General features: G+C 67.6%; 27 protein-coding genes. 11 read left to right on the forward strand and 16 right to left on the reverse strand.

What is annotated here, in order from left to right; genetic code table 11:
• Positions 1-267 precede the first annotated feature (267 nt).
• Positions 268-495: a DUF2093 domain-containing protein gene (locus EDE12_RS16575; protein WP_026600152.1), complete on the forward strand. Its 228-nt coding sequence runs from the start codon at positions 268-270 to the stop codon at positions 493-495.
• A 6-nt stretch (positions 496-501) separates the two neighbouring features.
• Here EDE12_RS16575 and lpxK read toward each other — a convergent pair whose 3' ends face one another.
• The 4 genes from lpxK to EDE12_RS16595 form a co-directional block, all read right to left on the reverse strand.
• The gene (gene lpxK / locus EDE12_RS16580; RefSeq protein ID WP_026600153.1) at positions 502-1,485 is read right to left on the reverse strand and encodes a tetraacyldisaccharide 4'-kinase; all 984 of its coding nucleotides are present in this window, start codon (positions 1,483-1,485) and stop codon (positions 502-504) included.
• Between the two features lie 21 nt (positions 1,486-1,506).
• Positions 1,507-2,784: a 3-deoxy-D-manno-octulosonic acid transferase gene (locus tag EDE12_RS16585; RefSeq protein ID WP_026600154.1), complete on the reverse strand. Its 1,278-nt coding sequence runs from the start codon at positions 2,782-2,784 to the stop codon at positions 1,507-1,509.
• 144 nt (positions 2,785-2,928) lie between these two features.
• Positions 2,929-3,177, reverse strand: a complete 249-nt coding sequence (locus EDE12_RS16590; protein ID WP_018266771.1) for a DUF4170 domain-containing protein — start codon at positions 3,175-3,177, stop codon at positions 2,929-2,931.
• Positions 3,174-3,992, reverse strand: coding sequence for a 3'(2'),5'-bisphosphate nucleotidase CysQ (locus EDE12_RS16595; protein ID WP_024878693.1), 819 nt, complete (start codon positions 3,990-3,992; stop codon positions 3,174-3,176). The genes EDE12_RS16590 and EDE12_RS16595 overlap by 4 nt, the downstream gene beginning before the upstream one ends.
• A 240-nt stretch (positions 3,993-4,232) precedes the next feature.
• Between EDE12_RS16595 and EDE12_RS16600 the strand changes: the two genes are divergently transcribed.
• On the forward strand, positions 4,233-4,766 hold the full coding sequence (locus EDE12_RS16600) for a DUF6101 family protein (RefSeq protein WP_024878694.1): 534 nt from the start codon (positions 4,233-4,235) through the stop codon (positions 4,764-4,766).
• Here EDE12_RS16600 and ubiA read toward each other — a convergent pair.
• Positions 4,757-5,707: a 4-hydroxybenzoate octaprenyltransferase gene (ubiA, locus tag EDE12_RS16605; RefSeq protein WP_024878695.1), complete on the reverse strand. Its 951-nt coding sequence runs from the start codon at positions 5,705-5,707 to the stop codon at positions 4,757-4,759. The genes EDE12_RS16600 and ubiA overlap by 10 nt on opposite strands.
• Complete coding sequence (locus EDE12_RS16610) at positions 5,704-6,168, reverse strand: hypothetical protein (RefSeq protein ID WP_245267225.1); 465 nt, start codon at positions 6,166-6,168, stop codon at positions 5,704-5,706. Before EDE12_RS16610 ends, ubiA begins: the two co-directional genes overlap by 4 nt.
• A 127-nt stretch (positions 6,169-6,295) precedes the next feature.
• On the opposite strand from EDE12_RS16610, the gene EDE12_RS16615 reads away from it, so the two are divergent.
• Complete coding sequence (locus EDE12_RS16615; protein ID WP_026600155.1) at positions 6,296-7,039, forward strand: 16S rRNA (uracil(1498)-N(3))-methyltransferase; 744 nt, start codon at positions 6,296-6,298, stop codon at positions 7,037-7,039.
• A 196-nt stretch (positions 7,040-7,235) separates the two neighbouring features.
• Positions 7,236-7,541, forward strand: a complete 306-nt coding sequence (locus EDE12_RS16620; RefSeq protein WP_134188176.1) for a hypothetical protein — start codon at positions 7,236-7,238, stop codon at positions 7,539-7,541.
• A gap of 155 nt (positions 7,542-7,696) precedes the next feature.
• Here EDE12_RS16620 and EDE12_RS16625 read toward each other — a convergent pair whose 3' ends face one another.
• Positions 7,697-9,070, reverse strand: a complete 1,374-nt coding sequence (locus EDE12_RS16625; protein WP_026600156.1) for a glutamate--cysteine ligase — start codon at positions 9,068-9,070, stop codon at positions 7,697-7,699.
• 311 nt (positions 9,071-9,381) lie between these two features.
• On the opposite strand from EDE12_RS16625, the gene EDE12_RS16630 reads away from it, so the two are divergent.
• A complete protein-coding gene (locus tag EDE12_RS16630) occupies positions 9,382-9,549 on the forward strand; it encodes a pilus assembly protein (RefSeq protein WP_024878700.1) in 168 nt (55 codons plus the stop codon).
• Positions 9,550-9,553: 4 nt separating this feature from the next.
• Here the strand turns inward: EDE12_RS16630 and EDE12_RS16635 are convergent, their stop codons facing one another.
• Positions 9,554-10,288 carry a DUF937 domain-containing protein gene (locus EDE12_RS16635; RefSeq protein WP_024878701.1) on the reverse strand — a complete coding sequence of 245 codons (735 nt, stop codon included), beginning with the start codon at positions 10,286-10,288 and terminating at the stop codon, positions 9,554-9,556.
• Positions 10,289-10,438: 150 nt separating this feature from the next.
• Here EDE12_RS16635 and ispH point away from each other — a divergent pair, with 150 nt between their 5' ends.
• The 3 genes from ispH to rnhA are packed head-to-tail and all read left to right on the forward strand — an operon-like array spanning position 10,439 to position 12,855.
• Positions 10,439-11,410, forward strand: coding sequence for a 4-hydroxy-3-methylbut-2-enyl diphosphate reductase (gene ispH / locus EDE12_RS16640; protein WP_024878702.1), 972 nt, complete (start codon positions 10,439-10,441; stop codon positions 11,408-11,410).
• Between the two features lie 33 nt (positions 11,411-11,443).
• On the forward strand, positions 11,444-12,409 hold the full coding sequence (thrB, locus tag EDE12_RS16645; RefSeq protein ID WP_024878703.1) for a homoserine kinase: 966 nt from the start codon (positions 11,444-11,446) through the stop codon (positions 12,407-12,409).
• A complete protein-coding gene (gene rnhA, locus EDE12_RS16650) occupies positions 12,406-12,855 on the forward strand; it encodes a ribonuclease HI (RefSeq protein ID WP_024878704.1) in 450 nt (149 codons plus the stop codon). The genes thrB and rnhA overlap by 4 nt, the downstream gene beginning before the upstream one ends.
• 185 nt (positions 12,856-13,040) lie before the next feature.
• Here rnhA and EDE12_RS16655 read toward each other — a convergent pair whose 3' ends face one another.
• Positions 13,041-13,835, reverse strand: a complete 795-nt coding sequence (locus EDE12_RS16655) for a protein-disulfide reductase DsbD domain-containing protein (protein WP_024878705.1) — start codon at positions 13,833-13,835, stop codon at positions 13,041-13,043.
• Positions 13,836-14,098: 263 nt separating this feature from the next.
• Between EDE12_RS16655 and EDE12_RS16660 the strand changes: the two genes are divergently transcribed.
• A complete protein-coding gene (locus EDE12_RS16660) occupies positions 14,099-14,656 on the forward strand; it encodes a YqgE/AlgH family protein (RefSeq protein WP_245267433.1) in 558 nt (185 codons plus the stop codon).
• A gap of 87 nt (positions 14,657-14,743) precedes the next feature.
• On the opposite strand, the gene EDE12_RS16665 is transcribed toward EDE12_RS16660, so the two are convergent.
• The 7 genes from EDE12_RS16665 to EDE12_RS16695 are packed head-to-tail and all read right to left on the reverse strand — an operon-like array spanning position 14,744 to position 20,369.
• Positions 14,744-16,036, reverse strand: coding sequence for a glycosyltransferase family 2 protein (locus EDE12_RS16665; RefSeq protein ID WP_198029897.1), 1,293 nt, complete (start codon positions 16,034-16,036; stop codon positions 14,744-14,746).
• 6 nt (positions 16,037-16,042) lie between these two features.
• A complete protein-coding gene (locus EDE12_RS16670) occupies positions 16,043-17,224 on the reverse strand; it encodes a glycosyltransferase (RefSeq protein ID WP_026600159.1) in 1,182 nt (393 codons plus the stop codon).
• Positions 17,221-18,018 carry an SDR family NAD(P)-dependent oxidoreductase gene (locus EDE12_RS16675; protein ID WP_024878709.1) on the reverse strand — a complete coding sequence of 266 codons (798 nt, stop codon included), beginning with the start codon at positions 18,016-18,018 and terminating at the stop codon, positions 17,221-17,223. Before EDE12_RS16675 ends, EDE12_RS16670 begins: the two co-directional genes overlap by 4 nt.
• Entirely contained in the window at positions 18,015-18,434 is a 420-nt protein-coding gene (locus EDE12_RS16680; protein ID WP_026600160.1) for a MaoC family dehydratase, read from the reverse strand. The genes EDE12_RS16675 and EDE12_RS16680 overlap by 4 nt, the downstream gene beginning before the upstream one ends.
• Positions 18,431-18,847: a hypothetical protein gene (locus EDE12_RS16685; protein ID WP_026600161.1), complete on the reverse strand. Its 417-nt coding sequence runs from the start codon at positions 18,845-18,847 to the stop codon at positions 18,431-18,433. Before EDE12_RS16685 ends, EDE12_RS16680 begins: the two co-directional genes overlap by 4 nt.
• Complete coding sequence (locus EDE12_RS16690; protein ID WP_024878712.1) at positions 18,848-20,092, reverse strand: beta-ketoacyl-[acyl-carrier-protein] synthase family protein; 1,245 nt, start codon at positions 20,090-20,092, stop codon at positions 18,848-18,850.
• A 1-nt stretch (position 20,093) separates the two neighbouring features.
• Positions 20,094-20,369 carry a phosphopantetheine-binding protein gene (locus EDE12_RS16695; protein WP_026191495.1) on the reverse strand — a complete coding sequence of 92 codons (276 nt, stop codon included), beginning with the start codon at positions 20,367-20,369 and terminating at the stop codon, positions 20,094-20,096.
• 190 nt (positions 20,370-20,559) lie between these two features.
• Between EDE12_RS16695 and EDE12_RS16700 the strand changes: the two genes are divergently transcribed.
• Positions 20,560-22,413: a methylmalonyl-CoA mutase family protein gene (locus EDE12_RS16700; RefSeq protein WP_024878714.1), complete on the forward strand. Its 1,854-nt coding sequence runs from the start codon at positions 20,560-20,562 to the stop codon at positions 22,411-22,413.
• Entirely contained in the window at positions 22,413-22,841 is a 429-nt protein-coding gene (locus EDE12_RS16705) for a hypothetical protein (protein WP_036291399.1), read from the forward strand. The genes EDE12_RS16700 and EDE12_RS16705 overlap by 1 nt, the downstream gene beginning before the upstream one ends.
• Positions 22,842-23,154 lie beyond the last annotated feature (313 nt).

A 23,154-nucleotide genomic window follows, 5' to 3' on the forward strand; every position in this document is an offset into this window, starting at 1 on the left:
GAGCGCGTCGAAAGACGATCGAATCGATCTTCATGGCCGCCCTCTGGGGCGGCCATTCGCGTTTTGGAGCGATTTCTTTTCCAAGGTCGCTCATCCGAGCCGGCTTCTGGCGCCGTGCGCCGGTTTTTTGGGGAGCGCATGCGCAAGCTCGGCCGCCAATGTGCGATTCGGCCTTGCCAATTGCGTCTCTGCTATTGAAAATTCGGCATGACCTCGTTTATTTCGTCGGTGCGCCGCTTAACCGAGCGGGCGAGACGCAGGATCCGCATGAACCGGTTCGAACGACAGCCGCAGGCCGCGGTCGAGGCCGAGGTCGAATATCGCGATGGCGACTTCCGCATTCGCCGTCCAGGCGCCTACGTGCGCTGCGCCGTGACCGGCGAGCCCATACCGCTGGAAGAGCTCCGCTATTGGAACGTCGACCTGCAAGAGGCCTATTCGAGCACCGACGCCAAGCTCATCCGCATCGGCGTGAGCTTCCCGAAGAAGCCCTGAGCCTTCTCAATTCCGCGTCAGCGCGCGGCGCAGAAGCGCGCGGAGCGTTTCTTCCTTTTCCAAGAGCAGGCGGATCGGCAGGGCGTCCACGCGCGCAGCCGCGTCTTTAGAAAGACGCGCCGCGTCTTTCTCCGTCGTGACCAGCGTCGCGCCGAGGCGCGCGGCCTCGCGCTCGAGAGCCGCGATCTCGCGCGCCGTGTAGCGATGATGATCGGCGAAGCTTTTTCGGCCGACGATCTCGACCCCCGAAGCCTCCAGCGTCGCGAAGAATTTTTCCGGTCGCGCGATGCCCGCAAAGGCGAGCACGCGCTCGGGCAGGCGCGCGGGGAGGGGACCGATGCGGGCGCGCAGAACGGGCTTTCCCGCCGCGCTCGCATATTCGGCGACCGCTTCTCCTGCCGTACCCTCGCCGATGAGCATGAGCGCATCGACAGCGGCGAGCTGGCGCGGCAAGGGCGCGCGCAGCGGGCCGGCGGGCAGGCACAGGCCATTGCCTGCGCCATAGGCGCCGTCGACGACCATCAGCGCCAGATCGGGCTCGAGCCGCCGGCTCTGCAATCCATCGTCCAGCACCAGCGCCGTCGCGCCGAGATCGCGCGCGAGCGCCGCGCCGGCCGCGCGATCGACGCCGACGATGGTTGGGGCGCAGCGCGCCAGCAGCAGCGCTTCGTCGCCCGTCTCGCGCGCGTCATGTATGCCGGGATCGACGAGAAAAGGCGCGCGCTGCGCATTGTGGCGGCCATATCCGCGGGTGAGGAAGAACGGCCGCTCGCCCATTTCCGCGAGCAGAGCGGCGATGGCGAGCGCGACCGGCGTCTTGCCGTCGCCTCCCAGCGTCGGCCCGCCGATCACGATCACCGGAAGAGCGGCGCGCCCGCCTTTCCGTCTCATGCGCGCTGAAGCGATCGCGCCATAGATCGCGCCGAATGGCGCCAGAGCTTTCGCCAGTGGCGAGGCCGGCGCGCATCGCCAGAAGTCAGGCGCGCGCATTTGCGATGCGGCGCCGCCGGCTCATTTCTGCTCCAGCGCCGATTGCGCGAGATAGGGCTCGATCGCCGCCATAATGCTCTGCGAGGCGCCGCCGAGCTTTCGCACCACCTCGGCCCCGGCGCGGCCCATCTTGCGCATGCGCGAGGGGTCGGAGAGCAGGAATTGTAGCGCGCGCGCCAGCGATTCCGCATCGCTCACACGGGCGGCGGCGCGGGCGGCGGCCAGCTCGCCATAGATGTCCGCGAAATTCTCGACATGCGGCCCATGCAGGATCGCGCAGCCGAGCTTGGCCGGCTCTATCGGATTGTGCCCGCCCTCGGCGGTCAGCGATTTTCCCGTGAACACCACACTGACGGCGCGGAGAAACAGGCCGAGCTCTCCCACTGTGTCGGCGACATAGATCTGCACGCCGCGCCGCGGCTCGCCGTCGCGCGAGCGCAGGCCCACCGCGAGGCCTTTGGCGCTGGCGAGAGCGGCGATCTCCGCGCCGCGCTCGGGCTTGCGCGGGACGATGATCGTCAGCAGCGAGGGAACCTCCGCGGAGAGCGAGAGATGCGCGTCGATCGCGATCTCCTCCTCGCCCGCATGGGTGGAGATCGCCGCCCAGACTGGACGTGGGCCGATGGCGCCATTGAATTCGGCGAGTCGGCCGGCGCCGACGGGCGGGGGCGGCACGTCGAATTTCAGATTGCCGCAAACGCGCACGCGCGGCGCGCCGAGGCCCAGATAGCGCGCGGCGCTCTCGGCGTTCTGCGCGAGACAGAGATCGATCTCGCCGAACAAGGTTCGCGCGCCGCCGGGCAGGCGCCGCCAGCGCGCGGCGGAGCGGCGCGAGATGGTGGCGTTGACGAGAACGAGCGGCAGCCGCCGCGCATGAATCGCGCGGATCATATTGGGCCACAGCTCCGACTCGGCGAAGAGCACGATGTCGGGCCGCCAATGCTCGAGGAATCGCTCGACGAATTGCGGCGCGTCCAGCGGCAGGTATTGATGCACAGCGCCGGCGGGGAGTCGCGCCCGCAGCACTTTGGCGGAGGAGACCGTGCCCGTGGTGACGAGAACCTCGACGCCGCGCTGAATGAAGCGCTCCACCAGCGGCAGCAGGGCGAGGCTCTCGCCGAGGCTCGCGCCATGCAGCCAAACGAGCCGTCCGGCGGGACGCTCGAGGCTCGGCGCGCCCATGCGCTCGCCGATCCGCGCGGGATCTTCCTTGCCTTGTCTCGCGCGCCAGCCCAGCGCCACGCCGGCGAGTGGCGTCAAACCGATGGTCAGCAACCGATAAATCGTCAGGACCGGCATCGACGCCCCGGTGAACTCGCCAATAATGCGACGGCCGAGCTCTCGCCGCGCCGTCCTCGAATGAAAGGGCCGATCGCGACGCCCCGGCCCGGAGAGGCCGTCGGGCGCGCCGTCGATCGGCCGCGCGGAAGGAGCGATCTCAGCTCAATTCGTCTCGGGATCGAGGAGGCTGTGCAGCTGCACGACGAAATAGCGCATATGGGCGTTGTCGACGGTGGCGTGCGCTTTCGCCTTCCAGGCGGCGAGCGCGGAGGCGTTGTCCGAATAAATGCCGACGATGTCGAGCTTGGTCGGGTCGCGGAAGGCGACGCCCTGGAGGTCGATCAGCTCGCCTCCGAAAACGAGATGAAGCGCCTGCGGCGCGCCGCCGTTCAGTGTCGTCGTTTCGCTCATATTACGCCCTTGGAAACCGCCCGCGCCAGCGCGAGACTCTCGGGAAAGATCGATTGCGGCGCCGCCACCAGCATATCGCGCCGCAGCTGCGGACGATTATAGCGCAAGGGAAGCCCCTCTAGCTCGGACAGGACGCCGCCCGCCTCGGTGAGTATCACATCGGCCGCGGCAATGTCCCAGTCTTTCGAATCCGCGGAAGCGATGGTGAGATCATTGCGGCCGGAGGCGACATCGGCGACGCGCAGAGCCAGAGAGGGCGTGCGGTCCTGAACTGCGAATTTATATTCGGAGCCGGCGAAGCGCGCCGCCAGGCCGCGCGGCGCCTCCAACCGTGCGCCCGCCAGAACGGCGCGCGCGGCGACGCGGATCGGCGCGCCATTCAGCGCCGCGCCATGGCCGGCGGCGGCGGCGAAGGTCCATTCCAGCGCCGGCGCGTGAATGACGCCGAGCGTGGGCCGTCCTTGGTCGATCAGCGCGATGGAGACCGCCCAGCGCCTGTCGCCGCGCAGAAAAGCCTGCGTTCCGTCGATCGGATCGACGACCAGCAGCCGGGGGCGAAGCAGACGCTCCTTATTGTCGGCCGTCTCCTCGGAGAGCCAGCCGGCGTCCGGAAACAGCGACAGCGCCGCCTCCTGCAGGAAACGGTCGACCGCCATGTCGGCCTCGGTCACAGGCGAGCCGCCGTCCTTATAAGAGACGGCCGCGCTGGTCTTCTCGCCCGGGCGGAAGAAGCCCATGGCGATCTCGCCCGCTCGCCGCGCGACGGCTTCGAGCTGCGGCAGCTGAGCCGCGAAGTCGGTTGCATTGTCGGCCATTACTATAGTCGTTAAGCGAGCCGAGCCCCTCCCGCAAGGCGGTCTTTTCGGCGAATTGCCGCGAATTTCGACGATCTCGTTTGCCGGGCGCTAACCCAAAGCTCGCGAATCGGTCGAAAAGGCAATGGTTTACGGGCGATTCACCAGCCTTGTTAGCGAGCTTTGCCGCAACCGTCGCCCAACATGCGACCCATGAAACGCGAGACCAGTCGCGAAGGTCACATCTCGGGGAGCGAGCGCATGTTCGAGACCAAAGTCATGGCGGAGACACAGCTTCAATTCGCCGTTCAGCGCGATCGGCGCGCCGACGGCGGCCAGCGCCAGGTGCGCGTCGGCCGTCGCGATATTCTGATTTCCCGGCGCTTCGCCGGAATGTCCATGATGATCAGCGTGCCGGTACAGGCCTATCGCGGCGTCGCTCTCGATGTCGAGCCGAGCGTGGACGGCGGCGCCTCTTATCGGCTGTCGCTCGCCCATCAGGACCCTGATCTCGACGTCGTTCTCACCGAGACGGCGGATGGCGGCGCGATCTCGGCGGATTGGAAATATTGGGCGTCCTATCTCGATCTGCCGCGCCTTGCTGCGCGCGGCGGCGCGCTCGAGACGATCGATCCGCGCCTCGGCGGCGTCGCGCTGCGCGAGACGATCGCGCGCCGCAAGAACGCCTCCGTCATCAAGCGCCGTCCGCGCTTCTGCGCGCGCCGCAAGCAGGGCGAAGGCGAGCGCATGGCGACGGTCTATCAGGGCGAGCGCGAAATCGTCTGCTATGAATAAGCGAGGATGGCGCTCTGCGCCGCGAGGCCGGCGAAGAGCAGCAGGCCGGCGTCGCGATTGGAGCGGAACAGCATGAGCGCCGTCTGCGGCGCCGCGGACTCGCTGGTCCGATAGACCTGCCAGCAAAAATGCGCCGCATAGGCGGCGAGGCCGATCTGCGCGAAGCCGCCGACATCGGCGGACAGCAGCGCCAATTCCGCGAAGACAGCCGAGCCGAGATAGAGCGCGCCGACCGCGAGGCGCACGCGCGCGCCGAACAGCAGCGCCGTCGAGCGCACGCCCGCTATGGCGTCGTCGCGCTTGTCCTGCAGCGCATAGATCGTGTCGAAGCCGATCGTCCACAAAATCGCCGAGGCGTAGAGGAGGACGGCCGGCAGGCCGAGCCCGCCGGTCAGCGCCGTCCAGCCGAGCAGCGCGCCATAGGCGAACGCGAGCCCCAGCACCGCCTGCGGCCAGGAGGTGACGCGCTTGGCGAAAGGATAGATCAGCACGATCAGCGGCGAGGCGAAGCCGAGCGCGATGGTGAAGCCGTTGAAGGACAGAAGAACGCCGAGCCCGACGAGGCATTGAGCCACGAGAAAGGCGATCGCCGCGCGCAAGGAGACCCGGCCGCTGGCGAGCGGGCGCAGCCGCGTGCGCTCCACTTTCGCGTCGATCTTGCGGTCGACGATGTCATTATAGGTGGAGCCGGCGCCGCGCATGGAGACCGCGCCGATGAAGAAGAGCAGCAGATGCCAGACATTGAGCGGCGCGCCGAGCGCCGCAGCGGCGAGCGCGCTGCCTTGCCAGCAGGGCAGCAGCAGCAGCCACCAGCCGATCGGACGATCGAGGCGGGCGAGCTGCACATAGGGGCGGAGCGGGTCCGGCGCGAGGCGCCAGAGCGGATGGTCGGCGACGGCGTCGGGCAGCCGCGGCTCGTCCTGAGGCTCCGCAGCGCTCACAGCGGGCCGGCGGGCAGCTTCTGCGCCTGCGGGCCGATGCCGGCGGCCGCCTCTTCCTGCATTTTCTTCGCCTTGGCGGCGACCGCGCAGGCCTGGGCGGCGAAAGTCTGCGTCTTGCCGCGCGCCTGCTTGAAACCGTCGACCATAGCGTCGGGAATGTTGCACCATTCCTTGTTCTTATCGATATAGGCGGCCATCTCGGTCTCTATGGAGACGAGCTTGCGCGCCACCGGACAGGCGGCGATCGGGTCCATTTTGCCCTTGGACGCCTTGCCGATATTGTTGAGCGTCTGGATCTGGGACATGCGCCGCTGCGAGAGCTTCTGAAAATCCTCCTGGCAGGACTGGGCCAGAGCGGTCGACGCTCCCGCCGTCGCGAGAAGAATTCCCAATATCGGCGCGCCGGCGATCATGCCTGCAATCGCCCGCGCGTTCTGCGCGATACCGCTCCTTGCCCTCATGGCGGCGTTCCCCTTTTATGGTTTAAGCGGTCTTAGCAAGAGACTTGCGCCCCTTGCAAGCATCCGGCAGTTTCGCGGATAAAGCGGCGGCTTGATGGCGGCCCGCTCTCACCCTCCGGGAAAGCTCGTGTCACGTTATGATTTCTCTGCGCAGAGGCTCTTTGTCGAGGCGCCCCTCGAGGCCGGCGCGCGTATCATTCCGGACGCCGACCGGCTCAATTATCTGTTGAATGTGCTGCGCCTGCGCGAGGGCGACGCGATCTTGCTGTTCAACGGCCGCGACGGCGAATGGCGGGCGAGCCTCGAGGAAGTGGCGAAGCGCAAGGCGATTCTCGTCGCGAAGGAGCGCCTGCGCGCGCAGACCGCGAGCGCCGATCTCCATTACTGCTTCGCGCCGCTCAAGCACGCGCGGCTCGATTATATGGCCCAAAAGGCGACAGAGATGGGCGCGGCGCGCCTCGCTCCGATCATCACCCGCCGCACCCAGGCGCGCCGCGTCAATCTGGAGCGCCTCGCCGCCAATGTGGTGGAGGCGGCCGAGCAATGCGGCGTGCTGAGCGTGCCGGAGGTGGTCGAGGAGGTCGCGCTCGAGGCCTATCTCGCCGCGCGCGAGGCGGGGCGGCTGCTCGTCTTCTGCGACGAGGACGCCGAGCGCGCCGATCCGGTCACGGCCCTGCGCGCGGCGCCGGCGCATCAGGGCGTCGATGTGCTGGTCGGCCCGGAGGGGGGCTTCGATCCCGCCGAGCGGGAGGCGATCCTCGCCGCGCCGCTCGTCGCGCGCCTCTCGCTCGGCCCGCGCATCTTGCGGGCGGACACGGCCGCCGTCGCGGCGCTGACGGTGGTGCAAGCTGTTCTCGGCGATTGGCGCTGATGGCCTTCCCGAGCGACACGATCCTGCCACGATTGTTCGACCTTATTGGACCTAAGTGGTCGCCGTCGCGTGACCCCTCGCGTCGAAGCGTGCGAAGTAACGAGTTGGTAAACATCGGGCGGCAACATCGGGACGCGGCGCAAAGCGCGTCGACTCGGTTGTTGCGATGCGAGACATTTTCGAGGCTGATCTGCGAATGACCGTTTTCACCGCCGAAGCTCGCGGGCTCGACGCCCGCCGTCTTTTCGCCTGCCTGTGCCTTTGCGCCGTCGTCGGCGCGCCGGCCGCGGAGGCGCAGACGACCGGCACGATTCCCGCCGGCGGGCGTTGCGCCCGCTTCGGCGAGGGGTTCGTCCCGGTTGCCGGCTCGGATAATTGCGTGCGTCTCGGCGGCCATGTGCGCGCCGGCGATCTCGGCCCCGGCTGGGGGCAGGCCGGCGTGCGGCCGATCGGCCATTCCTATGTGCGCGCGCCGGGAGCCCCCGGCCTCTACGCGCGCTGAACGCGCGCGTCATTCGAGCCCTAGAGTCGGAAAAGCGCCCCCTCCCTCACCCTCTTCCGCGATAGCGGGGGAGGGTGAGGGAGGGGGCGCTTTTCGCTTCGCGCATCTTCGCTTCGATCGACGCGCGCCACGAGGCGCAGCGCGTCGCTCTCCTCTTACAGCAGGCAATCCGTGAAGGCCGGATCGACCGAGCGGCCCCATCTTCCGTGATAGGCCTCGAGCCGCTGCTGCGCCAAGGTGCGGCCCGTCTCGGCGATCTCCTCCAGCGGCGCGAGATAGATGGTCTCGTCGCGGCCTTGCGCATCCAGCTTCGCCCGGCGGGCGAGGCCGCCGCGGGCCAGAGCCAGCATGTCGCGCGCAATGTCGAGCGCGCGGCGTCCGCCGATGCGCGCCTCCAAGGCGAGGCGCGGAACATCGGCGCGCAGCGCCTCGCGCTCCTCGGCGCTCCAGCCCTCGATCAGCGCCAGAGCGCCGTCCAGCGCCGCGCGATCGTAGAAGAGGCCGACGAAAAGCGCCGGCAGAGCGGTCATATGCGAGCGCGGCCCGCCATCGGCGCCGCGCATCTCGAGATAGCGCTTCAGCCGCGCCTCCGGGAAAATGGCGCCGAGATGATTGGCCCAGTCCGACATTGTCGCGCGCTCGCCGGGCAAAGCGGCGAGCTTGCCGTCCAGGAGATCGCGGAAGCTGGCGCCGGCGACATCGTGATAGACCTCGCCGCGCTTCACGAAATAGAGCGGCACGTCCAGGGCGTAATCCACATAGCGCTCGAAGCCCATGCCGGGCTCGAAGGCGAAGGGCAGCATTCCGGTGCGGGCGGCGTCGGTGTCGCGCCAGATCTGCGAGCGCTGTGACAGAAAGCCGGACGGCTCGCCGTCGATGAAGGGCGAATTGGCGAAGAGCGCCGTGACCATCGGCTGCAGCGCCAGGCCGACGCGCAGCTTGTCGACCATGTCCTTCTCGGACGTATAGTCGAGATTGACCTGAATGGTCGCCGTGCGGAACATCATGTCGAGTCCGAGCGAGCCGACCTTCGGCATATAGGAGGCCATGATCCCGTAGCGCTGCTTGGGCATCGCAGGGGTCTCGCTGCGCCGCCACTTCGGGCTCGCGCCGAGATCGAGGAAGGAGATGCCGAAACGGCGCGCCACCGGCTCCAGCGCCGCGAAATGGACGTCGAGCTCGGCCTTCACGCCATGGACGGTGGGCAGCGGCGCGCCGGAGAGCTCGAACTGTCCGCCCGGCTCCAGCGATATGGCTCCTATGCCATGCGGATCATAGAGGCCGATGATCGCCTCGCGGTCGGTGATCGGCTCCCAGCCGAGCGCTGCGCCCAGCCCTTCCAGCAGATCCTTTATGCCGCCGGCCGGCGACGTATAGGGCACCGGCGCGCGGCTCGCGTCGAAAAACGCGATTTTCTCATGTTCTGTCCCGACATTGAGATCATCGGGCGTCTTAACGCCAGCCTCGAACCACTCCACGAGCGCATTGCGCGACGTGATCGGCGTCGTATCGTTTACGTCGCGAGCCATCAGCAACTTTCAGTGAGGACCGGCGCAGCGGTCCATATAGGTCGACTTCCCTTTCGGCGGGCGCGAAAGAGCGGGCGCGAACCACAGCGCTTCCGGCGTAGGCGCCGAAGCAATATGCGTTCCGGCTGCTGAATTGGCGGAAAAGCCGCCCGCGCGCAAGACCGCCCCGCCGCGCGCGGCGCCGGGGCGGCGGCTGGCTTAACGCTTTCGAGACGAATTAAGCTTATGTTTCTGTTACCGAGAAGGCCGCGTTTTCGTCCTATGAGACGCAACGCCCGCCACCCGGCCAGACCGCTCGAGGAATTTGATCCATGCCGAATTGCCTGCGACGATTTCTGGCCGACGAGAGCGGAGCGACCACACTCGAATATGCGATGGTCGGCTTTTTTCTCTCGATCGTGATCCTGGCGGCGACGCGCATTATCGGCACCAAGCTCTCGGCGGCCTATTATCTGCCCGTCGCCAATAATCTGACCTGAGCCGTCAGCCCTTCGACGAGGCGAAGATCCGTCCCAGCAATTCGTCGAGCCCGGCCTGCTGCTCGGCGCCGGCGGCGGGCGCGAGCGTCTCGCGAATCTTCGTCAGCGCGGCTTCCAGCGCGTCGGTAGGCTCGGCCGGCGGGGCCGCCTGCGGTTGCGGGGCCGGCTTCGCCCCGAAAAAAGTTCCAAAAAGCGCGCTCAGCCAGCCGCCCGAGGGCGCGGGCGTCGGCGCCGGCGAGGGAGCAGGGGGCTCCGCGGCGCTCTGGCGCTCCAGCGTCGAGCCGAGGCCGCCGGCGGCGACGGAGACGAGAATCGGCAGCAGGCGCTGCAGCACATCGGCGCGCAGGCCGCTGTCGCGCGCAACGAATTGCGAGACCTCGCCGGCGGCCGAGGCGGAGCCGAAGAGATGCGCGACAATGGCGTCGCCGCCTTCGACGCTGGCCTGCGAATGGGCCTCCTCGGCGCTCTCGAAAGCGGCGCGATGGGCGGAATCATTGGCCGCGTCGAGGACGGGGCGCAGCGAATCGGGCGCTTCGGCCGCCTTGCGCAGCGCCGCGACCAGCGCCGGCAGCAGCGATTCGACCGCCGATCGCGTCTGCCAGGACGCGAGGCCGAAGCGATCGGAGAGATTTTCGATGATCTGGCCGCCTTGAGCGGACTGTATTATATCGACGATATTCGACATATTCGCCCCCGTCCCCTCATAGACCGCGAGATGGGCCGCGAGACACTCCGGCATTGGCGCGGCCAGTCTTCGTCGATCGTCCGTGTAGCAGATTTTCGGGCGGCCCGCGAGTGAGCGGACCCTCGGCTTGACACCTTTCCTCACGCGGGACATCACAGCGCGGCGTGTTTCGGCCGCCCCCTTTCGATCAAGAGGCGCTAGAGGATGAATATTCAGCATCGCCCGTCGTCAAAGCCGCCGTTGAAGATTCTGCTGTGCTCGCCGCGGGGCTTTTGCGCCGGCGTCGTGCGCGCGATCGACGCGGTGGAGCGGGCGCTCGCCAAATTCGGTCCGCCCGTCTATGTGCGGCACGAGATCGTCCATAATCGCTATGTGGTCGAGGCGCTGAAGGCCAAGGGCGCGATCTTCGTCGAGGAGCTGGAGGAGGTGCCGGACACCAAGGCGCCGGTGATCTTCTCCGCCCATGGCGTCGCCAAATCGGTTTCCGCCGAGGCCGCCTCGCGCAATCTTCTGGCGATCGACGCCACTTGCCCGCTGGTGACGAAGGTGCATCGCGAGGCGGAAATTCATCACAAGCGTGGGCGAAAAGTGCTGCTCGTCGGCCATTCCGGCCATCCGGAGGTGGTCGGCACCATGGGCCAGCTGCCGCCGGGCGCGGTGGTGCTGGTCGAATCGGTCCAGGCGGTGGCCGAGCTGCAGCTCGAGGATGTGGCCGATCTCGCCTATGTGACGCAGACCACTCTGTCGCTCGACGATTCGCAGGAGATCGTCAGCGCGCTGACGCGGCGCTTCCCGCAGATCGTCGGTCCGCACAAGGAGGACATCTGCTATGCGACCACCAATCGCCAGGGCGCGGTCAAGCAGGTCGCGCCGCAGGTCGATGCGGTGATCGTGGTCGGCTCGCCCAATTCCTCCAACTCGCAGCGCCTGCGCGAGGTGGCGGAGCGCGCCGGCGCGCCCGCCCAGCTCGTCCAGGGCCGCAGCGAGATCGATTGGAGCATGTTCACCGGCATAGGCTCGCTCGGCATCAGCGCCGGGGCCTCGGCGCCGGAGGTGCTCGTCGAGGAGATCATGGAGGCTTTCGCCGAGCGCTATGAGATCTCGGTCGAGACCGTGTCCGCCGCGCTGGAGGATGTCGCCTTCCCGCTTCCCAAGGAGCTGCGCGCGCACGCTTGACGCGCCCGGCTTTTCTCCAACCGCGCGGAACTCATGGCCGTCTACACGGATGTCGACGACGAGGAGCTGATCGGCTTTCTCGCCGGCTACGACCTCGGCGCGCTCTTGTCCTGCAAGGGCATCGCCGAAGGAGTCGAGAACTCCAATTATTACCTGCATACGAGCGCCGGCAGCTTCATCCTCACCCTCTATGAGAAGCGCGTCGCCGAGGCCGATCTGCCCTTCTTCCTGGGGCTGATGGAGCACCTCTCCGCCAAGGGCCTCGGCTGTCCGCAGCCGGTGCGCGACCGCGCCGGCGCGGCGCTGGGGCGGCTGGCGGACCGGCCGGCGGCGATCGTCACTTTTCTCGACGGCTATTCCATCCATCACCCCGAGCCCGCTCATTGCGCGCGGCTCGGCGAAGCGCTGGCGCAATTGCATCTGGCGGGGGCGGATTTTCCGCTGCGTCGCGCCAATGCTTTGTCGGTCGGCGGCTGGCGGCCGCTCTATGCGCCTTTTTCCGCCCGCGCCGGCGAGGTGGCGGAGGATTTGGGCGAGATCGTCGCCACGGAGCTGGAGACGCTGGAGCGCGATTGGCCCCGCGGCCTGCCGGAGGGCGTGATCCACGCCGATCTTTTTCCGGACAATGTGTTCTTCCTCGGCGATCGCGTCTCCGGCCTCATCGATTTCTATTTCGCCTGCGTCGACTCGCTGGCCTATGATCTCGCCATCTGCCTCAACGCTTGGTGCTTCGACGCGGCCGGAAGCTATGACGCCGAGAAGGGCGCCGCGCTGCTGGCGTCTTACGCGCGTGCGCGTCCGCTGACGGCGGCGGAGGTGGAGGCGTTCCCGCTGCTCGCGCGCGGCGCGGCCCTGCGCTTTCTGCTGACGCGCTTCGTCGATTGGCTGAATGTGCCGCCGGGCGCGCTGGTGCGGCCCAAGGACCCGCGCGAATATCTCGCCCGCCTGCGCTTCCACCGGACGATTCGCGCCGCTCGCGACTATGGCCTCAGCGCATGAGCGGGCGCGTCGCCATTTGGACGGATGGAGCCTGCTCCGGCAATCCCGGCCCCGGCGGCTGGGGCGCGATTCTGCGTTTCGGCGAGCGCGAGAAGGAGATTTGCGGCGGCGAGGCGGCGACCACCAATAATCGCATGGAGCTCACCGCCGCGATCGAGGCGCTGGAGGCGCTGACCCGCGCCTGCACTGTCGATCTGCACACGGATTCGCAATATTTGCGCGATGGGATCACCTCCTGGCTCAAGGGCTGGAAGGCGCGCGGCTGGAAGACGGCCGACCGCAAGCCGGTCAAGAATATCGATCTGTGGACACGCCTCGACGCTGCGACCGAGCGTCACGAGATCGCCTGGCATTGGGTGCGCGGGCACGCCGGCGACGAGATGAACGAGCGCGCCGACGCCCTCGCCCGCAAGGGCATGGCGCCGTTTCAGTCGAGATCGCGATGAGCGGGCGAGCGCGCCGATCGCCCCTTGTCGAATGAGACTCTAAATACCATATCGAAGAATGCAGAGCTCTTCTTCTCACTGGGCGCGGCTTCGGCCGCGCCCTTCTTATTGTTTGGAGTGTTTTCGAGCAAAGTGGGAACCGGTTCGCGTGAAGAAAACACGACAGAACAAGGGAATCGAGAGCCTCAATCCAGTGTCAGCGGCAGCTCCACCCCGCCCTTTTCGGTGCGGATCGTCGCGCGGGCTTCGATCGCGCCCTCCAGCTTTCCTTCGCCGAGCTTCAGCTCGAAACCGCCTTTTCCATCGGCGGCGCTGTCGATGATGTAGGGCTCCGGCGCCTCGATGAAGACATCCGCGGCCTTGCCCGGCCCGAGATAGCGCAGCCGCCACGCGCCTGCGCCGGCGCGCGCGACCTCCACAAATTTCTTGGCCTCGCCGGCGCCGATCGGCCGGGGAACCAAAGTCTCCGCCGCCGCCAGCCGCTCGGCGAAGGGCGAGGCCCCCGCCTCGGGCAGCGCCAGCGAGAGCTTCGCCTTTGCAGGAAGGCAGATTTGCGCACAGGCCGCATAGTCCAGCGCCAGCTTCAGCACGACCGGCGCGCCCGCCTTTTTCGCGGTGACGCGCAGCGGAAAAACCAAGCTCTCGTCATAGCCGGCGACCGTCATTCCGGCCTCGGCGATATGCTTGGGCGCCGGATAGAGCGTCTCCACGGCGGCGACATTCTCCGAGCCCGAGAAATCGAGGACGGGCGGCGCGCCGGCGTCGCCGGGGCTGCGCCAATAGGTGACGGTTCCCGGATCGAGCGCGATCTCGACGCCCAGGCGATAGACGCCCCCGCTCGGCGCGCCGGCCGAGAGGAGACGGGCCGCCGAATGCGCGGCGCGGGCGAAGGGGGTGGCGAAGTCCCCGTCCTGCGCGGCCGCTGGCGAGGCGAGCGACGCCAGGGCGAGCGCGGCCGCCGCCAGATTTCGTGCATGCATATCGAGGTCCTCGGGGCGCCCCCCGCGCCGGCTTTTTGCTCAGTCGAACGGCGCTTGTTATGCGTTTGCGCCGCGGGTAGTATGACCCTATGAGCCCGGTCGGCAAGAAACAAGGCCTCGAGAAATCGGCCGCCCGCGCAGCCCGGCGGTCGGCGGGCTCGCGCGTCGCCGGCTCCTCCGTTCCGATCATCCGCGGTCCCGAGGCGGGGCGCGAGACGGGCGCGGGCTCCAAATCTTCCGGCAGGCGCTATCTCGACGGGCAGATGCTCGTGGCGATGCCCGGCATGGTCGACGAGCGTTTCGCGCGCTCGGTCATCTATCTCTGCGCCCATTCGGAAGACGGCGCCATGGGCATTGTCGTAAACCAGCCCTCGCAGGTCCGTAATTTCCCCGATCTTCTTGTGCAGCTGCAGATCATCGCGCCGCAGGAGCGCATCAGCCTGCCCAAGGAGACCGAGACCATACAAGTGCTGCAGGGCGGCCCGGTGCAGACCGACCGCGGCTTCGTGCTGCATTCCTCGGATTTCTTCATCGACAATTCGACGCTGCCGATCGACGATGGCGTGTCCTTGACCGCCACGATCGACATTCTGCGCGCCATCGCCTCTGGCGAGGGGCCTAATCAGGCGCTGCTGGCGCTGGGCTACGCCGGCTGGGACCCCGGCCAGCTCGAGAATGAGATCCAGCACAATGGCTGGCTCAACTGCCCGGCCGATCCTTCCATTTTGTTCGACTCCGATCTCGAGTCGAAATATGCGCGCGCTCTGGGCCTCATCGGCATCGATCTGGCGCGGCTGTCGTCCGCCGCGGGACATGCGTGAAATTTAGCGAATAGCGAATAGCGAATAGCGAATAGCGAATAGTAAGATAATTCTACTCGCTACTCGCTACTCGCTACTCGCTCCATCTCACTCCGCTTCCTGAATCGTCGCCGCCGTCACTTCCGTCTTGGGCGTGCGCTTGAAGGTGGATTTGCGGCCGCGCATCGTCTGCAGGATCTTCGCGCCATTGGAGAAGGCGAGATAGATCATCAGCGGCGGCACCGAGACCATGGTCTTCGCATAATCGGTCAGCGCGCCGCGCTTCAGCGCCAGATAGGGCAGAAGCGTGAAGCCGACCACGACGACCAGCGTCTCGACGCCGATGAACTCCAGCACCGGCAGATAGGGCGTCAGCGAGCCGCGCAGGATCACGCCGAGCAGCAGGCAGATGAGGCCGATCGCCGCCGTCGGAAAAAAGATCTGATGCACGATGAGCACGATTGCCGCGACGCGGCGGGTCAGCGACCAGGGCGCGTTCCACAGCGGCAGAACGGTCTTCTGCGCCACTTGCACGAAGCCGTTGGACCAGCGGCGCTGCTGGCGGCGATAGTCGCGCAGGCCTTCCGGCACTTGGCCGGGAATGGGCGGCTCGGAAACGAAGATGCCATGCCATCCGCCGAGCGCCGCGCGCACGGTGAGGTCCAAATCTTCGCAGAGCGAGTAATCGGACCAGCCGCCGACGGCCTCGATCGTCTGGCGGCGCCAGATGCCGCCGGTGCCGTTGAATTGGAACAGCCAGCCGGCGAGCGCGCGCGTGCGCTGCTCGACGAGGAAATGGCCGTCCTGCACGAGACCTTGCGCGCGCGTCAGCCAATTCTTGCGATAATTGGAGAATTCGCAGCGCGATTGCACGAAGCCGGCGCGATCGTCCTTCACCAGCAGCGGCACTGTGCGGCGCAGCCAATCGGCCGGCGGGCGGAAATCCGCGTCAAGCATGGCGATATAGGGCGCGTCGAAGAGCTTCAGCCCCTCGGCGCAGGCGCCGGCCTTGAAGCCGGAGCGATCGGCGCGGCGCACGTGATGAATGTCGACGCCTCTGGCGCGCAGCTCGATCGCGACCGCTTCCGCGCGCACGGGCGTCTCGTCGGTCGAATCGTCGAGCAGCTGAATATGCAGCCGATCCTTGGGCCAATCGAGCTCGGCGACGCAGCGCAGCGCCTGCTCTGTCACCTCGGCCTCGTTGAAGACGGGGATTTGCAGCAGCACATGCGGCAGCTCATCCTCGGGCAGGACGACGGCCTCGGGATCGCGCGCGCCGCGCAATTGATCGAAGAGGAAGCGGGCGATGATCGCGACGAAGCCGGCGCCGATCGAGATCATGATCAGCGCCGCGACGAGCCAGACGCTATCGACGAGAAACTGCAGAAGAGCGAGGATCAAGCGGTTTTATCCTTCTTCCTTCGCGACTTGCGGCTCCGTCGCGGCGGCGGCCTCGCCGCTGGAGCGCGTGTCGATCGTCGTCCTGGCCCAGACGACCTTGGTGGCCGTCCAAGCGTGCAGCCACACTGCGAACATCAACGCCTCGCGCGAGAGAAAAATCACCGGCGCGGCCCAAGATACCTTCCACCCCTTGGCGATGGAAAGCAGCGTCTCCGAGCTTAGCCACAAACCAAAAGTGACGGTCAAGGCCGCCACGGGCGAGACGTCGACGAGCGGCGCCCCGATCGCCGCCGCGGCGAAGGCCGGCAGCGCCTGGCAGAAAGGCTCGGCCAGGAAGGAGAGAATCTCGTCGTCGCGGCGCACCACGCTCCAGCGCAATTGCCGATTATAGATGTCGACGATATTGCGCTCGCCCAATTCCTGCCGCACCAGCCGATGCGAGAAGACGGTGCGAAGCTTGATGCGGCCCAGCGCCTTGGCGGTGGCGTTGTCCTCGCCCACCGTATGCGCGATCGCCGGAAAGCCGCCGGCGCGCAGAAAATCGCTGCGGCGAAACAGCATGATCTTGCCGACGCCGAAGCCGCCGCCGAGCACGGAGGCCGCGAACAGCATGCGCTGATGCGGGCCGTTCATTATGCCGGCCTCGACCAGCGCGGCGAAATTCTCCGGCCGCGCGGCATAGGGAATAGCGCAAACCATGCCGACGCCGGGCTTCAAATGGCGCATCGTCTCGGCGAGATCGTCCGGCTCCAGCACGATGTTGGAGTCCTTCATGAAGATCACATCATTGCGCGCCGCGTTGACGGGCGCGAAGAGATTGTCGACCTTGGGACTCGCGGCGAAACGCGCCGTGGAGTGCAGGACGCGCGATTCGATCTGCGGATGGCGCGTGAAAATGTCGCGCATCGCCGCAATTGCGGGGGATTCCGCTTCCGTCGCCGAGGCCAGCGCCTCGAATTGTGGATAAGTCTGCGCGAGAGCCGATTCCTGAGCGCGCTCGAAACCCTGGTCGAGCATCTTCACCGGCAGGACGAGAGAGACGGGCGGCTGCTCCCGGCAGGTTCCGCGCCGTGCGATGAGCCAGGGGTGAACGAGCGCCGCCGTCACCGAGAGAAGCAGCAGCAAGGCGGAGCAGGCCCAGAACACAGCCGACAGAACGACGAGCGAATACAGGATGCTGTCGATCACGGCTTCTCCCGTTCATGGGTCTGAGGCACGGACACTTCGAAGAGCCGCATGACCGAATCGACGGTGCGGGGCGGCAGCATCGCAAACAGCTTCATCGCATAATAGACGAAGAGCGGAAAGGCGATCACGGCGGCGCGGCGGTCGAGACCCCGCATGATGATCTCCGCGGCTTTCTCGTCGCTGACCTTGCCGGCCTGCCACGCTTGCAGCTTGTCGGTCATCGGCGTCGCCACGAAGCCGGGGACGATGAGGCTCACATGCACGCCATGCGGGGCGAGAGCGCCGCGCAGTGAATCTGCATAGAGGTGAACCGCCGCCTTGCTGGCGCAATAGGCCGGCGAATAGGGCAGGCCGCGCAGCCCGGCCATGGAGCCGACGACGGCGATCTGCCCGCGCCCCCGCGCCGTCATCGCGTCAATGGCGGGCTCCACCGTGTTGAACACGCCGAGCACATTGATCGACAGCGTGCCGCGAACCGCCTCGGGATCCTCGGCGATCTGGCCGCGGGAGAGGCCGGTGGAGACGCCGGCGTTGGCGATGACGATATCGAGCGGCTCGCGCGCATCCGCCGCGGCGATGCGCTCCGCCATAGCGGCGCGGTCGCGCACATCGGCGATGGCGACGTCCACCTCGGCGCCCTTGGCCCGGCAGTCGGCGGCGACCGCCTCCAGCCGCGCGGCGTCGCGGCCGAAGAGGGCGAGGCTGCGCCCCTCCTGCGCATAGCGCAGCGCCAGCGCGCGGCCGATGCCGCTGGACGCGCCAGTGACGAGAATGCGCCGCGCGCCGCGCTTCACGGGCGGAACTTTCGCGGCAGGGTCATCAGCGCCTCGCCGACGATCGCCGGCGCCCGTGTTTCGCCATAGGCCAGAAGTCGCAAGAACACTCCCTCCTGGGGGGATGAGCGCAGCACGCGGGCGGTGAGCGTCACCGCCTCGCCGCGCAGCACCGGCTGCACGAATTTGCCGGAGAGCCGCGCCAGAAACAAATCGCGCCGCCAGGCGCTGAGCAGCGGCTCGAAGGCGGCGAGAAGCTTCATGCCATGGACCGGCGGCGCGGGAAAGCCGATGGCGCGCGCCAGATCATCGTCGAGATGCAGCGGATTGGCGTCGCCGGAGGCCTCCGCATAGGCGGCGAGCGCGGCGGCGTCGAAGGGGCCGATCCGCCAGTCCGGCAGGCGCTCGCCGACCGTGGGCAGATAGGCGCCGCTCACGGGGCGCTCCCGAGGCCAGCGGGGCGCGGCACGATGCGCAGAAGCGTCTCGGCGTGCAGGCGCGGCTCGCCGCCGATCGTCGTGAGGTTGCCGTTGACGGCAAGGCGCGGCGGCTCGGCCTCGCGGCGCATGGAGACGGTCAAATCATAGCTCTCGCCGACGCGCAGCGGCGCGAAATAATGGAAGCTCTGCGACTCGTGCACCGCAACCACATCGGCGTCCGCCAAAAAATCGCGGATCGCGGTCTCGATCTCCTTGGCCGTCATCCACACGGCGGGAAAGGCGACCGGCACGATCTTCTCCAGCGTGTCGGGAAAGCCGGTCTCGCGGCGATAGCGCGCGATGCGCTCCTCATCCGCCACGACGCGCAGCGGGCCGACCCGCGTCTCGCCGCTCTCGGGCGCATCGGCCATCTAGGCCTCTCCCGCGAGCGCGCGCACGATCAGCACGGCGTTGATGCCGCCAAAGGCGAAGGAGTTGGACATGGCCGTGCGAATCTCGACGCGGCGCGCCTCATTGGGCACGGCGTCGATCGGGCAGCGCGGATCGAAATCGAGGAAATTGATCGTCGGCGGCGCGATCTGCTCCTGCAGCGCGCGGATCGTCAGCGCCAGCTCGAGCCCGGCGCTGGCGCCCAGAGCGTGGCCGTGGATCGGCTTGGTGGAGGAGACCGGCAGATGCGCCGCGCGCTCGCCGAACACGCGGCCGATGGCGGCTGCCTCGGTGACGTCATTGGCGTGGGTCGCCGTGCCATGGGCGTTGAGATAGTCGATCGCCTCCGGCCCCAGCCCGGCGTCGGCGAGGGCCGCCTGCATCGCGCCGATCATCCCGTCGAGATCGGGACGCACGAAATCCTTGGCGTCGCTCGTCGTGCCATAGCCGGCGAGCTCGCAGAGCGGCGCATGGCCGCGCTTTTGCGCCGATTCCAGCGTCTCCAGCACGAAGACCGCGGCGCCTTCGCCGAGGCTCATGCCATTGCGGCCCATGGAGAAGGGGCGGCAGAAATCCGGCGTCATCACCCGCAGCCCTTCCCAGGCGCGGATGGTGCCGTTGATGACGCAGGCCTCGGCGCCGCCGACAATGGCGCGGTCCATGAGGCCGAAGCGGATCATCTGCGCGCCGAGACCCACCGCCTGGCTCGCCGAGGAGCAGGCGCTGCCGAGCGCGAAAGTCGGGCCATTGGCGGAGTAGCGCATGCCGAGCGTCGTCGGCGCGGCGCTCGGAATGAGGCGCGGGACGCTGAACGGATCGGGCCTGATGCGCTCCTGATAGTAATGGCGCAGGCCATTGTCGATCGTCGTCATCCCGCCGATGCCGGAGCCGACGATGACGCCGACGCGCGGGCCGGAGAGCTCCTCGCGCGCAAAGCCGGCCTGGGCGACCGCCTCATCGGCGGCCACCAGCGTGAATTGCGTGAACGGATCGCAGAAGGTGAGAAGCGCCTTCTCGAGATATTGCGACGGATCGAAGCCGGGAACCTGCGCCGCGATCCTGATGCGGCCGTCATAGGGATATTCGGTCACGAGCGGCCGGATTTGCGAGACGCCGTCTCGGGCCGCCGTCCACAGCGCCGCGGCGCCGACGCCCGCCGCCGAGACGGCGCCCATGCCCGAAATCACCACTCGACGCTCGCCGACGCCCCCGGACGAAGCGGCCATATTATTGTTTCTCTCTCTCTTTCGACACATATTCGGCGATGGCGTCGATCAATCCCTCGACATTCTTGGCGTCCTGAAGCGCGCCATCCATCGGGATATAGACGTTGAACTTTTCCTCGAGCGCCGTGAGAATCATGACGATATCGACCGATTTGAGGCCGAGGCTCTCGATCGTCGCATCGGGCGTGACCTTTGTGCGGTCGATCATGCCTTCCTTGGCGATGACCTCGATGATCTCTTCGACGAGCTTGGCTTTATCCTGCGGATCTTCAGCCACGTCCACCTCCGTTCAGGGTTTCTCAGCCAGTCGGGCCGCCGCCTCTCGGCGGGCGGCGTCGCGTTCTCGTTAAGGCGCCCCGAGGCGAAAATAAAGCCCGGCGCGGGCGAAGGCTGCGGATATGGGTGGCGGCGCGCGGCGCTTCATGCAAGAAGACGCCCGCAACCCCGTCATTGTTCGAGGCTCGCTCATGAGTTTGCAAGACGCGCCGCTGGCCGGCGTTTTTCCACCGGGAAACGAGGAGGGCTGGCGCAAAATCGTCGACCGGGCGCTCAAGGGCGCGTCCTTCGACCGGCTGATATCCAAGACCTATGACGGGGTGGAGATATCCCCGCTCTATCCGCGCGCGACCGCGCCGGGTCCGCGGGCGCTGCGCGCCACGGCCGGCCGCTGGTCCATTCTGGCGCGGGTCGATGTTTCCGGCGCCGATGCGGCCAACGCCCTCGCGCTCGGCGATCTCGAGGGCGGCGCCGACGGCTTGCACATCGTCTTCGCCGGCGCCCAGGGCGCCTATGGGACGGGCCTTTCCGACGATGGCGAGGACGCGCTCGCCCATGTCTTCGACAAGATCCGCTTCGACTACGGAATTCCCGCGCTGGTGGAGTTTTCCCCAGCCGCGCCGAAAGCGGTGGATACGTTGCTGCGGCTCATCGATCGCGCCCATATAGAGCCCAGCATCACGCGCCTCTCCTTCGGGCTCGATCCGCTCGGCGCGAAGGCGCTGCACGGTTTCGCGCCCGCGCCTTGGGCGCAGGAGAGCAAATCCTTCGCGGCGCGCGCCAAGAGCCTCGCGGCCGCCGGCTATCGTTTCGGGACCGTCGCCGCCGACGCCCGCGTGATCCATGCCGCCGGCGGGACGGAGGCGCAGGAGCTCGGCTTCGCGCTCGCCGCCGCGCTCGCCTATCTGCGCGCCCTCGAGGAGGGCGGCGTCGCGCTCGACGAAGCGCGCGGGCTGCTCGCCTTCCGCCTCGCGGCGGACGCCGATGAATTCGTCACCATCGCCAAGTTCCGCGCTCTGCGGCGGCTGTTCGCGCGCGTGGAGGAGGCTTGCGGCCTCACGCCGGCGCCGATCTTCGTCCATGCGGAAACGGCGTGGCGCATGATGACGCGGCGCGATCCCTGGACCAATCTGCTGCGCGCGACGCTCGCCTCTTTCGGTGCGGCGATCGGCGGCGCCGACGCCGTGACCGTTCTGCCCTTCACGCAGGCGCTCGGCGCGCCGGATGATTTCGCCCGTCGCCTCGCCCGCGACACGCAGCTGGTGCTGCAGGACGAATCCCACATCTATGCGGTGGACGATCCGGCGAGCGGCTCCGGCGGCATGGAGGCGCTGACCGAGGCGCTCTGCGAGCGCGGCTGGGCGGAGTTCCAGAGCCTCGAGGCCGAGGGCGGTCTCGCCGCGGCTCTCGAGAAGGGCTCCTTCCAGGGCCGCATCGCCGAGGTCGCCGGCAAGCGTGCGCAGAATGTCGCGCGCTCGCGCGACAAGATCACCGGCTCCAACGCTTTTCCCGATATCGGCGAAGCGCCGGTGGCGACGCTGGCGCCTTTCGACGCCTCGCTCGCCGAGGCCCCCGCGCCGGCCGGCGCGCTGAAATCGCCGCCTCTGCGGCCGCGTCGTCTCGCCGAGCCTTTCGAGACGCTGCGCGATCGTTCCGACGCCGCGGCGGCGAAGGGCGCGCGGCCGCGCATCTTCCTCGCCAATCTCGGCGCGGTGGCGGTGTTCACGGCCCGCGCCAATTTCGCCAAGAATTTTTTCGAGGCGGGCGGCATAGAGGCCGTGTTCGGCGAGGAGGGCGCGGATATCGCGGCGGCCTTCCGCGCGAGCGGCGCGAAGCTCGCATGCATTTGCTCGTCCGACGCGATTTATGCGGAAAAAGCGGTCGAGGCGGCGCGCGATCTCGCCGCGGCGGGCGCGCGGGTCTATCTCGCCGGCCGGCCGGGAGAGCTCGAGACGGCGCTCAGAGCGGCGGGCGTTGCAGAATTTATTTACGCCGGCGGCGATATGTTCGACACGCTGCAACGTGCGTGCGAGGAGGCCGGGTGATGCGTTGGCTGGGGACTTTCGTTTTTGCTTCGATGATGGCGGTCGGCGCCGCGCAGGCGGCCCCGCGCGAATCGGCGAGCGCTGCGCCCGAGGCAAGCCGCTATGACGGCGGCTGGGTGTTCGAGGCGCGCACGACGGTCGGCTCCTGCCCGGGGCTGCTGCCCGACTCCATCGAGATTCGCGGCGATCTGCTCGTCGGCACGCAGGCCGGCGCCGCGGCGCTCGCGGCCGGCCGCATGGCGCATTGGGGCTATGTGGAAAGCGACGGCGCCATTATGACGCGCTTCACCACGCAGGGCGGCCATGTCGCGCGCGCTCACGGCAATCTGCGCGGCAACACCGGGCAGGGCGCATGGTCCTCTTCCACCGATAAATGTGGCGGCACATGGCGCGCCCATCGCGGCGGCGCCCAGCGCGCGGGGAATTGATCTTTCGCGGCCTTCGCCGTCTCTGCGCGCGTCGTAAAGAGTCGCGCGTAGGCTCTCCTCGCAGCGGCGAAAAACGCTGTCGTTCAGCGCTCCGCGCGACAATCCAGAGCATTGGCGCAGAGCCGCGCATGCTGCAAAACATCGCGAGCGTGACGATGCGCGCTGCACTTTTTTCAGCGCGGCCGATCTGTCATTCGTGATCGCCGCGCCAGTAGAGCCGCGCTCCATTGCGGCCACGCCGGCGATTTCAGTCATGTTGCAGCGCAATGATATTGCACGCGCGCGCGCCATTGCTTCGGCGCGGGAGTCCTTT

The organism is Methylosinus sp. sav-2, from assembly GCF_004366495.1.
Lineage (GTDB): Bacteria > Pseudomonadota > Alphaproteobacteria > Rhizobiales > Beijerinckiaceae > Methylosinus.

Excerpts from the sequence above, each read along its gene's own strand:
- EDE12_RS16660 (WP_245267433.1), top strand. The coding sequence starts at position 14,099 with ATGCTCGTGGCGATGCCCGGCATGGTCGACGAGCGTTTCGCGCGCTCG.
- EDE12_RS16655 (WP_024878705.1), bottom strand. The coding sequence starts at position 13,835 with ATGCATGCACGAAATCTGGCGGCGGCCGCGCTCGCCCTGGCGTCGCTC.
- EDE12_RS16585 (WP_026600154.1), bottom strand. The coding sequence starts at position 2,784 with ATGCCGGTCCTGACGATTTATCGGTTGCTGACCATCGGTTTGACGCCA.
- EDE12_RS16700 (WP_024878714.1), top strand. The coding sequence starts at position 20,560 with ATGAGTTTGCAAGACGCGCCGCTGGCCGGCGTTTTTCCACCGGGAAAC.
- thrB (WP_024878703.1), top strand. The coding sequence starts at position 11,444 with ATGGCCGTCTACACGGATGTCGACGACGAGGAGCTGATCGGCTTTCTC.
- EDE12_RS16635 (WP_024878701.1), bottom strand. The coding sequence starts at position 10,288 with ATGCCGGAGTGTCTCGCGGCCCATCTCGCGGTCTATGAGGGGACGGGG.
- ispH (WP_024878702.1), top strand. The coding sequence starts at position 10,439 with ATGAATATTCAGCATCGCCCGTCGTCAAAGCCGCCGTTGAAGATTCTG.
- EDE12_RS16590 (WP_018266771.1), bottom strand. The coding sequence starts at position 3,177 with ATGAGCGAAACGACGACACTGAACGGCGGCGCGCCGCAGGCGCTTCAT.
- EDE12_RS16690 (WP_024878712.1), bottom strand. The coding sequence starts at position 20,092 with ATGGCCGCTTCGTCCGGGGGCGTCGGCGAGCGTCGAGTGGTGATTTCG.
- EDE12_RS16610 (WP_245267225.1), bottom strand. The coding sequence starts at position 6,168 with ATGAGGGCAAGGAGCGGTATCGCGCAGAACGCGCGGGCGATTGCAGGC.
- EDE12_RS16595 (WP_024878693.1), bottom strand. The coding sequence starts at position 3,992 with ATGGCCGACAATGCAACCGACTTCGCGGCTCAGCTGCCGCAGCTCGAA.
- EDE12_RS16625 (WP_026600156.1), bottom strand. The coding sequence starts at position 9,070 with ATGGCTCGCGACGTAAACGATACGACGCCGATCACGTCGCGCAATGCG.
- EDE12_RS16575 (WP_026600152.1), top strand. The coding sequence starts at position 268 with ATGAACCGGTTCGAACGACAGCCGCAGGCCGCGGTCGAGGCCGAGGTC.
- EDE12_RS16630 (WP_024878700.1), top strand. The coding sequence starts at position 9,382 with ATGCCGAATTGCCTGCGACGATTTCTGGCCGACGAGAGCGGAGCGACC.
- EDE12_RS16600 (WP_024878694.1), top strand. The coding sequence starts at position 4,233 with ATGTTCGAGACCAAAGTCATGGCGGAGACACAGCTTCAATTCGCCGTT.
- EDE12_RS16620 (WP_134188176.1), top strand. The coding sequence starts at position 7,236 with ATGACCGTTTTCACCGCCGAAGCTCGCGGGCTCGACGCCCGCCGTCTT.
- rnhA (WP_024878704.1), top strand. The coding sequence starts at position 12,406 with ATGAGCGGGCGCGTCGCCATTTGGACGGATGGAGCCTGCTCCGGCAAT.
- lpxK (WP_026600153.1), bottom strand. The coding sequence starts at position 1,485 with ATGCGCGCGCCTGACTTCTGGCGATGCGCGCCGGCCTCGCCACTGGCG.
- EDE12_RS16685 (WP_026600161.1), bottom strand. The coding sequence starts at position 18,847 with ATGGCCGATGCGCCCGAGAGCGGCGAGACGCGGGTCGGCCCGCTGCGC.
- EDE12_RS16705 (WP_036291399.1), top strand. The coding sequence starts at position 22,413 with ATGCGTTGGCTGGGGACTTTCGTTTTTGCTTCGATGATGGCGGTCGGC.